7 protein-coding genes and 3 pseudogenes are annotated in these 12,546 nt (G+C 68.6%); 6 read left to right on the plus strand and 4 right to left on the minus strand.

The window, feature by feature from the left end:
• Positions 1 to 241 precede the first annotated feature (241 nt).
• Positions 242 to 789 (plus strand): annotated as a pseudogene (locus ASC56_RS43325) (hypothetical protein).
• 129 nt (positions 790 to 918) lie between these two features.
• Here the strand turns inward: ASC56_RS43325 and ASC56_RS34630 are convergent.
• Positions 919 to 1,521: pseudogene (locus tag ASC56_RS34630) on the minus strand (transposase); the annotation flags it as partial.
• Between the two features lie 283 nt (positions 1,522 to 1,804).
• Between ASC56_RS34630 and ASC56_RS34635 the strand changes: the two are divergent.
• The 5 genes and pseudogenes from ASC56_RS34635 (at position 1,805) to ASC56_RS42500 (ending at position 10,038) form a co-directional block, all read left to right on the plus strand.
• Positions 1,805 to 3,901 (plus strand): hypothetical protein, encoded by a 2,097-nt coding sequence (locus ASC56_RS34635; RefSeq protein WP_055495580.1) that lies wholly within the window; start codon positions 1,805 to 1,807, stop codon positions 3,899 to 3,901.
• Positions 3,885 to 5,792, plus strand: coding sequence for a GTPase (locus tag ASC56_RS34640; protein WP_055495581.1), 1,908 nt, complete (start codon positions 3,885 to 3,887; stop codon positions 5,790 to 5,792). The genes ASC56_RS34635 and ASC56_RS34640 overlap by 17 nt, the downstream gene beginning before the upstream one ends.
• Positions 5,789 to 6,346: a hypothetical protein gene (locus tag ASC56_RS34645; RefSeq protein ID WP_055495582.1), complete on the plus strand. Its 558-nt coding sequence runs from the start codon at positions 5,789 to 5,791 to the stop codon at positions 6,344 to 6,346. Before ASC56_RS34640 ends, ASC56_RS34645 begins: the two co-directional genes overlap by 4 nt.
• 324 nt (positions 6,347 to 6,670) lie before the next feature.
• A pseudogene (locus ASC56_RS43330) lies at positions 6,671 to 7,618 on the plus strand (CHAT domain-containing protein); the annotation flags it as partial.
• A 1,142-nt stretch (positions 7,619 to 8,760) separates the two neighbouring features.
• Positions 8,761 to 10,038 carry a hypothetical protein gene (locus ASC56_RS42500; RefSeq protein ID WP_055495584.1) on the plus strand — a complete coding sequence of 426 codons (1,278 nt, stop codon included), beginning with the start codon at positions 8,761 to 8,763 and terminating at the stop codon, positions 10,036 to 10,038.
• Positions 10,039 to 10,065: 27 nt separating this feature from the next.
• Here ASC56_RS42500 and ASC56_RS34660 read toward each other — a convergent pair whose 3' ends face one another.
• From ASC56_RS34660 to ASC56_RS34675, 3 genes are all read right to left on the minus strand, one after another.
• Positions 10,066 to 10,239, minus strand: a complete 174-nt coding sequence (locus ASC56_RS34660; RefSeq protein ID WP_159039784.1) for a hypothetical protein — start codon at positions 10,237 to 10,239, stop codon at positions 10,066 to 10,068.
• A 372-nt stretch (positions 10,240 to 10,611) separates the two neighbouring features.
• Positions 10,612 to 11,405, minus strand: a protein-coding gene (locus ASC56_RS34665; RefSeq protein WP_234377212.1) for an IS5 family transposase whose coding sequence is annotated in 2 segments (ribosomal slippage) — positions 10,612 to 11,070 and positions 11,073 to 11,405 — 792 coding nt in all. Because the reading frame shifts where the segments join, the coding sequence is not laid out codon by codon here.
• Between the two features lie 13 nt (positions 11,406 to 11,418).
• Positions 11,419 to 11,802 (minus strand): hypothetical protein, encoded by a 384-nt coding sequence (locus ASC56_RS34675; protein ID WP_055495587.1) that lies wholly within the window; start codon positions 11,800 to 11,802, stop codon positions 11,419 to 11,421.
• Between the last annotated feature and the right edge of the window lie 744 nt (positions 11,803 to 12,546).

The raw sequence follows: 12,546 nt of genomic DNA on the forward strand, positions 1-12,546 counted from the left end.
GCGGACTTTGTCCTGGTCGAGAACGGGGCAGTGAAGGAAAAGCACTCCTACGTCGACGGAATGGCGATGCAGGCCGCGCTTGCGCCCGCCGATGCTGCCGCATGAGCCGCACTGAATGACAAAACGGTAAGAAGCTGTTGTCTTCCGAAACCTGAGGACGGCGGTTTCGCTGGTCAGGCGTAGAGGCGACGTCAGCGTGGGAGTGGTGGCTCGTCGTGTCGTCGCCCCCGGGAGGTCGTGGATGCGGTCGGTCGTCGGACTACTGGAAGAGCACGAGCTCGCTGCTCGCCATCGCGTCGACGGGCTGCGTGAGGACGCCGACCGCCTCCAGGCCGAGTTGGCCGCAGCCGAGCGGGAATGGCCGGAGTGGTCGATCGCCCGCAGGCGGGTCGATACGGTGCCGGCTCTAGGACTGCGGCAACGCCGCCGACGCGGAGGTCACTCCGGATCCGCGGGATGCGGACGCGCAGTCGGCGCCCCGGGATGCGGCGAAGCCGAAGCCGAAGTCGCAGGTGCCGATGCGGCGTGAGGGGCTGGTTTGGTCGGTCGGTGCTGTCGGTCGACTACCAGCGCCTCCTGCAGGCGCTCGCGGACCAGACCCAGCTCGGTCAAGGGCCGCTGAGTTGCCAGGAGACGGCCGCAGCGTTCGGCATGGACGTGGTGTCGGCAAGAGTGGAGGCACAGCGGTCGAAAGCGAAACGGCTGGTAGCCCTCGGCTGGTTCGCCGAGTCGACGCCGGGCCGGTTCACGCTCGCGCAGGCCGTGGCCGGGCCAGGTGGCGGGTCATGAGCAGGGCCATCGACCAGTAGACCATCGCTTCGGCGCTGGTGGTGCGGCGTAGCCGTGGGCCAGGCGGCGGGTGTGCATCAGGTGGGCGAAGAACCGCTCGACGATCCACCGCTTGGGCAGCACCACGGGTCATGCCCCTGTGGTGGTGTAGCGGGGGCCGAGTTGATCTTCGTCCTGGGGGTAGATCGTGACCAGGCTGCCTTCGGGGATGTAGCGGCGAGGGAAAGCGATCTATTCGTCGTGCATCTCGATAAGGACGGTTGTGGCGAGGCGTTCGAGGGCGTCGGGGTTAGGGAATGTCTGGACGGCGTCGACGCGGCGCTTGATCTCCCGGTTGACCCGCTCCAGGGGGTTGGTCGACTGGATCTTCTTCCAATGTCGCTCGGGGAAGCCCGCGAAGGCGGTGAGGTCGACCTTCGCCTCCCAGAGCATTGGCCTCACCTTCGGGAACTGCCGTCCGAGCATGTCGGCGACGCTGTCGAGTTGGGCGCGGACGGCCTCGGCGGTGGGCTGGGCGAAGATCGTGCGGATGGTTACGGCCACCACCTCCGCGGCGTCCTTGGGGATCAACGCACAGACGCTGCGCAGGAAATGAACGCGACACCTCTGGTAGGCGGCACCGAGCATGACCTTGCGGACGGCCTTGACCATGCCGCTGTGGTGGTCGGCGATGACCAGGCGGACCCCGGTCAGACCCCGCTCGCGCAAGGAGGGCGGGAACTCGCTCCAGAACCAGATCTTTCGGACCCGCGCCCCCGCGTCGCGCCTCTCCCCTCGCGCAATCGAATGACCGCTGTCCACCACCGTAGGGGGATCTACAGCGCAAAAGAACTGGGACTTGACTCAACTGTCTTCATCCGCTGTTGGCTTATGGACATACTGGACACCTCTTGCAGAACGGTGCGGGCCGTTCACATCTCCCTGGCCACGGAACCGGCCGCACCGCTGTGCGCCTGGACAGCCACGCCCGCATCGTCACGCAGGTCTCCCACACGCTTCCTCCGAGGGCACGGACATGGATGAACAGGAAGACGCTGACGGTCGTTTCGTCAAGGCGGAGCTGCTGCAAGGGCTCGCCATGGCCCTGATGCGGCTCGGCGTGGAGCTCGACATCAGGGGTGCCGACAACAGCGACTGGCTGCTTCTGGTACGGCAGCTCTACGTGCTGAGCTCGCTCGGCGGGCACCAGTTCGTCTCGATCGCCGGTGAGCAGGGAGCCGGCAAGACGTTGCTCGCCCGCAACCTCTATCCGGACGCGGACACCTGGCTCGAGGACAACACTGGCCTGGGCGAGAAGTGCCCGGTCGCCATCGTCGAGCGGGCGGGCCTCCAGGAGCCGCGCGGGGTGGTGGTCTTCCGGCGGCCCGGCGCCCACGCTGAGCGCACCGGCCAGCTTGTGGAGCGGCGGTACTACTCGGCCGAGCAACGCGAGGAGTGGCGTCGGCACGTGAAGAGCCAGGATGCCCGAGTGCTGCTGACCCAGCTGGAAGTGCCCTTGGGCTTCTGGCAGTTGGAGGGCACCGGGTTCGTGCTGCTGCCCGGTCTGGAGCGGGGCCGGGCGCAGGAGCAGTGGCAGGAGCTGATGAAGATCGTCCTGGCCACCAGCCCGGCCGCGCTCCTCGTTGCCGACGAGCGTCGTCTGGCCAACGCCGGACAGCCCGAGCTGCTGAGCCTGCTGCGCCGGGACGAGGACGAGCTGCACCTGGTGGTCGCGGTGCCCCGCTGCGAGGCTTCCACACCCGAGGCGATCGAGGAGCGGACCGCTCGCGCGGCGGAGGTCTTCGGGGTCGACCGGGCGGACGTCGTCCCTGTGGGCAAGGACGGCATCAGCCCGAAGGGCTGGGTCAAGACGCTCAGGACGCGGATCGACGCCAAGCGCGGAGGCGCCCGGGACAGCCGGCGGCTGGAGACGGACCTGATGCGTGAACTGATCCGGCGGGATCTCGCGGGTGTCCTCAGGCTGGCTAAGGCGGCACGTGACCGCAAGGCCCTGGACAGCGAGGTCGCCGAGCAGATCCAGGGGCTGCTGGACGAGTTCGACAAGGCGAGCGACGGTTTGCGGCGCGCGCTCACACCCAAGGTGGCCGAGCACTACGGCCGGCACATGAACCGGGCTTCGACCAGGTTGACGAAGCTGTTGCATGACAGCGGAGGACTGAAGGAAGCGACCATCCGCACCAAGGACTACTTCCAGCTGCGCAGGAACGAGCGCGACGACCGCTTGGCCGAGCTGGTACGGCAGGCGTGGCTGACGCCTGCGGAGTCGGAGCAGCCGGGTCTGCCCGGGCCCAACGCTGCCTACCTGGGCAGCATCGAGGCGACCGTGCAGGTTCAACGGCAGGTCTACTTGGGGGCCTTCACGGGGTCGCTCACTCAGGGCCGTCTCGACCGCGATGTAGCGCTGGTTCTGACGGGCCGGCCGCCCGTCGGCGACGCGGACGCGCAGCCGGACGACCTCCGGGGCACCGTCTCACCCGCGGTGAACGTCGGAGGGCGACTCGTACAGGCCGTCAGGGCGTTGCCGTTCATGACACTCGACGCCCGGGCCTTCGCGGTAGGCGAGTTCGCGATGCCCGACGGCACACTGGAGACGACGAAGTCGCCCGAACAACTGTCGCGCCTGCTGCGCGACCTCGCGGATGAGCGAAAGGCGCTGCTGGGCACCGTGGGTCTCCTGCTGGGCACGGACGCGTTCGTCAACGAGGACATCGACCTCCTGGCGCACGTGGGACAGCTCTCGGCAGGCCTGTTCGCCGGCAGCGTGAAGACCGCGGGACTGGGCGCGACCGCCTCGACGCTGCTGCTCACCACCGTCGGCGTCGGTGTCGTCGGCGCCACGCTTCTCAACGCTGGGAACAACAAGATGTCCGAGCGTGACGGCCTGGCGAGGTCGCTGCTGGCCCGCCATCGGGAGGCGGCGGAGCGGCAGGTGCTGGAGAACGTGGACGAACTGCTGCGCGTAACCCGGGAGGTCTTGCAGGCCCGACTGCAGCAGGCGCTGGGGGCGGACAGCGAACTCAACGGCCAGTTCCGGCTGGTGTCGGCCACACGTGCGGTGGAGAGCTACCGCGAGCGGATGCTGGAGGCGCTCGGCTATGACGAACTCGGCTGACCTCGACCGGCTGCGCTGGTCGTGGTCGTCCGAGGCCGTCGCCTGGCTGCGGGCCAGGCTGTGGGGTGTGGACGAGGCGTTGGAGCAGTCCGATCTCGCCCATGTGATGGTGCTCGGAGACTCCCAGGTGGGCAAGTCGACCCTGCTGCTGAGGCTGCTCGGCGTGACCGACCCAGAGGCCGCGGCCGAAGCGGCCGTCCCCTTGCGGGCTGGGCGGGGGCGTGGCCGGTCGGCGACGCCGGTGCCCATCCGCTACCAGTGGTCCGGGGACCCGGACCGATGGTCCTTGGCCTACGCCGGCTCGGGCGACGCGTCCGGCGAGCACCCGGGAACCGCCTGGCTGACCTCCGGGCAACTGAAGAAGCGGCTGCGGTCGTTCCGCACCGGCGCCACGGGAGATCGGCTGCGCTGGGAGTCGCGGGCCCGGCCGCTCGAGATCGGGCTGCCGGACCGCTTCGCCGGCCCCAATCGGCGAACGGACCTGCGGGTCTTCGACCTGCCGGGGCTGCACGGCGCCGGAGTGGAGGAACGGGAGGCGGCCAAGGCCCTGCTGGCCGTCTACGCGCCCGTGGTGGACCACGTCGTGTTCGTTGTCTCGGCGGACCAGTTCGCCGAGATGGTCCGGGACCCGGCGATCACCGAGAACCCCTTCCTGCGCGGCTGGGATGACCAGGCACACCGCTTCAGCCTCGTGTTCACCAGAGCGTTCAGCGGTGACAGCGTGCGCAGGCACTTGCACGCGGTGCTCGGTGAGCCCGGGTACCCCGGCTGGGCCCGCCGCGACCGGGTCGTCGCGGCCGTCCAGGAGCACTACGCCGAGCAGCTGCTGGTGTCGGAGTTGCCCCCGGTCGCGCCGAGCGCTCTGTTTCCGGTCGAGATCGGCGAGTCCTGGAAGGAGTTGCTGGACAGCGACCCCTCCTACGCCGAGGCGGTGACCTCCGTCTGTGACGAGCTGCTGCGGCGGCTCAGCGACACCGTCGCCCGCTACTCGGACCCCGACCGCAGGCATCTGGCAGCGTCGGAGATCGCCGCAAGGGTCGAGATGGTCGTACGGGACGACATCAGACGCCGTGAGAAGGCCCTGAGCACGGCGGCGCAGACCTGGCGGCGCGCCAAGCAGGCGCACACCGAGGCGCTCGCCTTTGTGGAACGGGCCCAAGCGGCCGCGAAGGCAGCTCGCCGGAGGACCGAGGCGCTGCGGAAGCGCTTGGAGAGGCTCGCCGAGTGGCCGGTCGTGTACGTCCGCCCCGGCAGGCCGGACATGAAGGGCAGCCTGGTTCGCGCGAAGCAGGAGGAGGAGCGCGCCGCCTGGACGGAAGCCGCACGCAGAGCGTGGACAGACTGGCGCGAGACCACTGAGGAACCGGAGGTGCCGCGACAGCCGCCGCACGACCTGAGCACCCGGATACGAGAGGACTACGACGAACTGTGCGGCTGTTGCCATCTGTGCGAACGGTGGAAGCGCTTCATGGGGGAAGGCCCGGACCGTTGCTACGAGCGGATGACCGACGTCGGCACGCGCATGCCGGCCCGGATCCGGACCACGCTGCGCGAGCACGCCGACTCGGCGACCGCCCGGTTGGCCAAGGCCGAGGCCGATGCCGATCAGCAGTGCACGGTCGCGTCCCGGTACGCCGGCCACACCGCTAAGGCAGTGGCGCGCGCGATCGCCGAGCTGGACGAGCTGCTCGAACGAGCGTCCGAGGCGCAGGTCGAGGACGCGGCCAACCTCACGGTGGCCCGGTCGGTACGGGTGGTACACAGCCAGAGAAATGAGACGTACGTCCACCACTTGCTGGACCGGGCGGCACACTCGGACGGTGACGAGCGGTCCTGGCTTGTCCTCGCCGCCCTGCGCGGGATCCACGATCTGAACCGGATGTTTCCATGATCGATGAGCCCTCCGCTGCCGAGCCGCTGTGGGCCTCCTTCCAGGATGTTGTCGAGCAACTGACCGGACCGCTGGCCGCAAGCACGGTCGAGCGGGTCGCCGAAGAGGTGGGGCGGCTCGAGAAGTCCCTGGCAGAGCTAAGGAAGGACCTGAATGGGCTGGCCGTCGAGCAAGATGACGCTGCCCGCGCGCTGAAGAAGCAACAGGAGGCGCTGATCAGGGCGAATCAGCAACTGGGTTGGCAACTGGAGACCCTCAAGCACGACTTGGCCGAGCAGCTGAAGCTGAGCCACGAGGCGCAGTCGGCCGCCGCGCGCGAGGACACGGCCGGCGTTCTCCGCGAGGTGAGCCGGGCGGTCGAGGAGGCCCGGTCATCCGCGACAGCGCTTGAAGCGGCAGTCGGCGAACGGCTGGCCCGGCTCCGCACGTCATGGGCGGCTGACCTCGAGGCCCTGCGCGCCCGTCAGTCCGCCACCCATCGGCTCGCGAGGGTCACGGTGATGCTGCTCTCCCTGGCGCTCGTCCTCGGCGCCGTCGGAGTCGTTCTGCGGTGACCGATGCCACCAGTCGTGCTCGATGAACAGCGGTGCGCTGCGCTGACGCACTGGAACAGGCCTGGCAGGAGGTGACCAGCAGGTCGCTTCCCTCAGCAGTACGACACCGTGTACTCGCCGACCCGCTCCGGCCCGACTGACCGCGTTGCGCGGCAGCCATGGGCACATGGGCTTCATAGGGTGACCGAGATGGGGGACAGGGCATTGTCACAAGGGGTGCAGTGGGTACTGGGAATCAAACTGCGACCAGTCGTCGCGGCGTCGGGTCCCGGAGTTGGGATCGTTCTCAGTGATGGAAAGTCGCGGCATCAGGCCGAGATTCCGATGCCTGACCTGGAGGTCAGCCGGCACGATCACGAAGAAGTTCGGTGGTATCTCGAGGAGTACCGCGAATTCCCCTCCGACCCCGCACCGGTCATCGCGACGCGCTGTTCCGCCCGGCTGGCGGAACTCGGCGAATCGCTCTTCCGCGCGCTGTTCGATTTCTCCGAGGAAACGCGGACCCTGTGGAGGCAGGCCAGGGCACGGGTGCGAGACCTTCGCGTCGAGGTGGATGCCGGCCTGGACGCCGTGGTGTCCGTGCCGTTCGAGCTGCTGCGGGAGCCGAGGGAGCCCGCCCTGTCCCTGACGGCTCGCTCCTTCGTCCACCTGTGGTCGCCTGGGAATGACGCCGCCGAAAGGCAGACGCCGATCCGTCACGGGCCGATCAGGATTCTGCTCGCGATCTGCCGGCCACGCCATGACCGCGATGTGGCCTTCCGGTCGGTCGCTGGCCGGCTGATCCGGTCGGCTGAGCGGCGGCCGGATGTCCGGATAGAGGTTCTGCGTCCGCCGACGTACGAGCAACTGCAACGCACCCTGCAGGAGGCCAAGAACCGCGGCGAGCCCTTCCACATCGTCCACTTCGACGGACACGGCTCGTTCAACAACGCGGGCGGAGCAACCCCACAGGGCTTCGCCATCTTCGAGGATCCCAGCTCCACGGACAACCGCAGGCTCGTCACCGGAGGACAACTGGGCGAACTGCTCACCGTGACGGGTGTCTTCGCCCTCACCCTGAACGCATGTGGCTCAGACCGGACCGACAGGAACGGCGCCGAGGCCGCCGATCCGGCGTCCGACCCGGAGTCTGCCTCGCAGCAACTGCACAGTTTCGGATCCCTCGCCCGCAATGCCCTGCGGTCGGGACTGGGCGCGGTGGTGGCCATGCGCTACGACGTTTATGTGTCCGCGGCCGCCAACTTCGTCTCCGCACTGTACAAACGCCTCGTAGATGGAGCCGAGTTGGCTGAGGCGGTCACGTCGGCCCGGAGGGATCTGGCCGCGTCGACCGGTCCGGGGCCGCGGACGGATGAGTGGCTGGTGCCCGTGGTCTATGAGCGCTATCCCGTCCGTCTGTTTGACGCGACGCACCACGCGGCCGGTGACGGCCGGAGTGCACCGCCGGATCCGGTCGCCCATCCCCTGGACACACCGCTGCCCGTGCCGCCGAAGATCGGATGCGTGGGCCGCGACGACGTGATCATCACAGTGGACCGAATCTTCGACGACGTCCGGCCCGTTCTGCTCCAGGGCCCGGTCGGCAGTGGCAAGACCACCACAGCGGCGGACTTCGCACGCTGGTACCGCCGCACCGCAGGCGTGCGGGGCCCGGTGGTGTTCACCTCCCTTCGGACCACCCCCTGCGCCGGACTCGACGCCACACGACGGCGCCTAGGCGGCCTGACACCGACGCCGCCCGATGGCGCATCGCCGGCATCCGCGCTGTGGGTCTGGGACGACGTGGAATCGGCTGCCACCTCGAGCGACGCCGAGCGTGCCCGCCTGGCGGGTCTCCTCGCCGAGCTGTCGGGGGGCCCCGTGCGGGTTCTGCTCATTGCCACGGACGGAGCGCCGTGGCTGCCAGGGCGGATCGAGCGCGTCATCTTGGGACCCTTGAGCATCGCGGAGCGAACCGAGTTCGCGGCACTGGCTCTGGGATCGCACGCGCCTGGCCTGCCAGAGTCGGTCCTCCGTTCCAGCCAGGGCAATCCCCTGGTGCTCCAGGCCCTGTGCCGCCAACTGCCGGACGCCGAACGGATCGGAGGGGTGGAAGCCTGGCTGGAGGCTCTACTCGCAGGCACCGGCCGCCCGCTCGAACCCGGCGAGGGCGCACCCACTTTGGCCGGCACCATCGCGAGCCTTCGCACTGTCTTCGACGCGCAGGAACAGCGCCTGCTCACTCTCCTGCTGTTCTTCCGTAGCAGCGTCGCCGCCATGCATCTGGCCGCTCTGACCCGACGACTGGAACACACCGAGGCGGGCCAGTACGTGACCGCCCTGGACAAGGACTCCGCCGCCCGCCTCCTAACAGCGGTCGCCGCCCTGGGCTGGCTCACCCCCCCCGGGGCGCGGATTTCCATGCGATCCACCCAATGCTGCCCTTCGCCCTGCGGCCGCTACTTGCCTGGGCAGACAACCTGTCAGAGACGATACGCAGGGCTCTCACCGAGCACTACGACCAGCACGGACATGCGCTGTTCTGGACATACAACCACGGCAACCGCGAGATCCTCGACCTTATCGCACTCGACGAGGACAACCTGCTGCACGCACGACGGTTCGCCCTGGACCACGCGCTGGTTGATGAGGTCATGGGCCCCATGCAGGCGCTGCGCATGCTGTACCTGGAAAGGGGCCGACGGCAGCGCTGGCGCGACCTCGTCGAGGGCCTGTCTCCCACGCTGCTCGACCCCGCCACCGGCGCCCCACGCTCGGACCTCCGGTTCCGGGACACCGCCCTCCACGCCGTGCTCGCGCAGTACCTTACCGAGACGGATCAGGCACGATCCGGCCGGGCGGCCGCACAGCCGGACGGGGGAGCGCGGCCGTACACGAGCGGCGGAACAGAGACGGCGTCCTCGCCGCCGGAAACCGCCATGCAGCACAACCCCCGCCACGAGGTGGAGCGCCTGCTCGCTGAGAAGACCGAGCTGAGCCTGCGGCGGGCGGTTGACCTCGCGCACCAGATCGATGACCGGACACTGGAGGCGACGGCGCTCATCCAACTCGGTCGCTGGTACCGGGCTCAGCGCGAGCCGCGCTTCGAGCGCATGGCGGAAGCCTGCTACGAGAAGAGCCGCACCCTTGCGGGGAAGACCGACCACCTCACCACCGCGCGCGCCCTGGACGGCCTCGGAGCCCTTCAGCTCGACCGTGTCAACAGACTCAACAAAGAGCACCTTCAACGGCTCGTACAGACCGGGGCGATCGACATGAGCCGCCCTGGCCGGATCACTGTTCCCCTTCCAAAGGAGGCACTCGACGCACTCGCACTCGCGGCAAGCCATTACACAGAAGCGCTGGAACTGTTCCAAGAAGATGACAGGAAGAGCGACGAGCTCAGGGCGTCGCTCCATCACCAGTTGGGCGGCATCTACAAGATGGTCGGCGCGAACGAAAAGGCCGCGCGGCACTACCGTCAGGCTGTCCTGGCGCACGACCTCGCGGGTGACCCCCTCCGCGCCGCGCAGAGCCGGATGGACTTCGCGGAATTTCTCGTGCACCGCGGGGGCCGAGTCGAGGATGCTCTCCTGTATGCCCAGAAGGCGCTGCATGACTACCAGTCGCTGGGGGAGCCGTGCCGTGAACAGGCCGCAGCCGCTCAGAGCCTGGTCGACGAGCTGACGCGAACCGTCGGGAATGCTCCGTGACCCGCTCGAGGGTGCGCCCCTCGCGGTTCACCGAGCCGACGGTGGCGGCGAACCGCTGTCCCCTTCCGACCTTATGCGGCGAGCCTCCGCCAGGGCCTGGTCCTTGTCCATCGCGATCAGCTTGGCGGCCGGGACCACCGAGACTTCGCAGTCGGCCGCATGCTCGTACGAGCACTGGGCCAACAGCCGGTCACTGCTCATGAACCACATGCCCAATTCCGCCTTGAAGGGGCGGCCCCGAAACAGCAAAGGGCCGTCGCACACGCAACAGCGTGTCCCGACCCCTTCCGGAGGAGCCCCGAAGGAATCCAAATGCGAATCAGACATGAGGATCCCGCCCTGTCGTCCCGCCGTCAGCCGCACGGGCAAGGATCCTGCGTACGCGCCCTCCGCGCAGAATCCACTCAAGCTCCGCCACACTGCCCAGCGCCGTTACGGCGGCTGCCGTCCAACGGCACACGGTATGCCCGAGTGACGCGTTCTCGGGTGGGGCCAGCACGAGGGTGGCGGCCGCCCCCAGCAACACGATTCCCACGTTGTAGGCCGTGCTGCCCCGGCGGCTTAGACGTCGTCTCATTTGGTAAGTCTGCGGTAGCAGATGAGGCTGCAGGCGATGGCGGTGAAGGCGAGGAAGTGTTCGGCCTTGCGTTCGTAGCGGCGGTGCAGGCGGCGGGAGCCGGCGAGCCAGGACATCGTGCGCTCGATGGTCCAGCGGTGCCGGCCCAGTCGGGTGGAGGACTCGATGCCCTTGCGGGCGATGCGGTGCCGGATGCCTCGCCCGCGGAGCCATCGGCGCAGGTCGTCGTAGTCGTACCCCTTGTCCGCATGCAGCTTGGCGGGCCGCCGCCTGCGCGGCCCGCGGCGGGAGCGGATCGGCGGGATGCCCCGGACGAGCGGCTTGAGCGCCTGGCTGTCGTGGAGGTTCGCTCCGGAGATGCCGATGGAGAGGGGTAAACCGGTCCGCTCGGTGATCAAGTGGATCTTCGAGCCCTTCTTGCCCCGGTCGACAGGATTCGGACCTGTCAGCTCCCCCCTTTCAGGGCCCGCATGTTCACCGAGTCGATGGCGCAGCGCGACCAGTCCAGGTCCCCGCGCGAGCCCAGTTCGTCGAGGATGACGCGGTGGAGCTTGGCCCAGACCCGGGCGGCGGTCCACTCGGTGAACCGGCGGTGCGCGGTCGGCCCCGACGGACCGAAGACCGGTGGCAACTGCCGCCAGGTGCAGCCCGTCGTGGCTACGTAGATGATCGCCGCGAGGACCTCACGGTCACCGTAGCGTCGTCTGCCCCCGCCTTGTTGTCGTGTCGGAGCAGGAGGCACCACCCGCTGGAAGAGTTCGTACAACTCGTCCGGCACCAAGCGTTCCACGATCAGCACCCACTCAGGCTACCGATCCTCTCCAAATGAGACGACGTCTTAGGCGCCGCCACTGCTGGAAGTCGCGCTGCTGGTGCTGGCGCAGGGTGCTCTCGGCCGGGCGGGATCGGCCGGGCGGGTACCAGGTGTCGACATCGGTAGGGGAGTAGAAGTGGCCGCGCGCGTGAAAGCCGTACTGCACGCTCGCGATGAGTGCGACGAAGGCCAGGGTGAGCAGCAGCATCGCGGGGCCGGGCCAGCGGAATTTGTTGCCGTCGGCACCCAGGACACCAATCGTGGCGATGCAGGCCCCGGCGAGCAGCGGGGCGGCGACGAAATGCGCCGCCTCGGAGGCGATTCCGTATCCGAGTGGTGTCGGCTTCGCCCAATCCGGCGAGGTGTCGCTCAACGTCGATGCCCCCTCCAGACGCGATCGTGAGCACCAAGTGTCACGGTCACGGCGCGCTGTGTAAAGAGTAGTCCCTCGACGTGCGACGCCTTGCTATCGGTGTTCTGTAGGACTCACCCGAGTTCGTCCACGTAGCGGTCCGTTCTCGGACGGTGGGGATGAAGGGCCCGACGAAGGTGACGTCACCTGCCGAACCCCGAGGCGCCCACCGCGGTGTCCAGGGCGGGTGAAGTGCTCGTTGAGCTGGTGCCAGGTCTGTCGCCTCCCGAGCCAAGGTTGCCACCAGTTCCGATGCGTTCGCGCTCTCAGCCAGTCGTCGAAGCGCAGGACGTCTTGGACGGCATTCATTCGCGATGGGCCCGTCGTCCTATTAGCGTCGTCGGCCGAGCGGCAACACGTGGAAACGGTCCGCAGAAGCGGTGGTTGCCCCCGTGGGGTACGACCCGCGCGCCGACGGCGTACAGGCCTCCTCCAGCCACGCCCGGCCGGACTCGCTCTCATCACGGGGGCGTGCGCCGAGGGTGCACATTTCCTCCCTCTTCCGCTCGGGTGCTGATCCGGCGTAATCCGGCGACGGACCGGACGGCGTGACCTGGGGACTTGCGGCCGGAAATCCGGCGATGGACAGTCGGTGGGCTGCGGTGCTCCTGACAGGGCTCGCGATCCTCGCGATCGCCCCATCACCGGCCTGGCGCTGAAGGACACCGCGTCGCAGGACCGCGCCGGCATCCTGCGCGCCGTCGC

Source organism: Streptomyces sp. TP-A0356 (assembly GCF_001417775.1).
Taxonomy (GTDB): Bacteria; Actinomycetota; Actinomycetes; order Streptomycetales; family Streptomycetaceae; genus Streptomyces.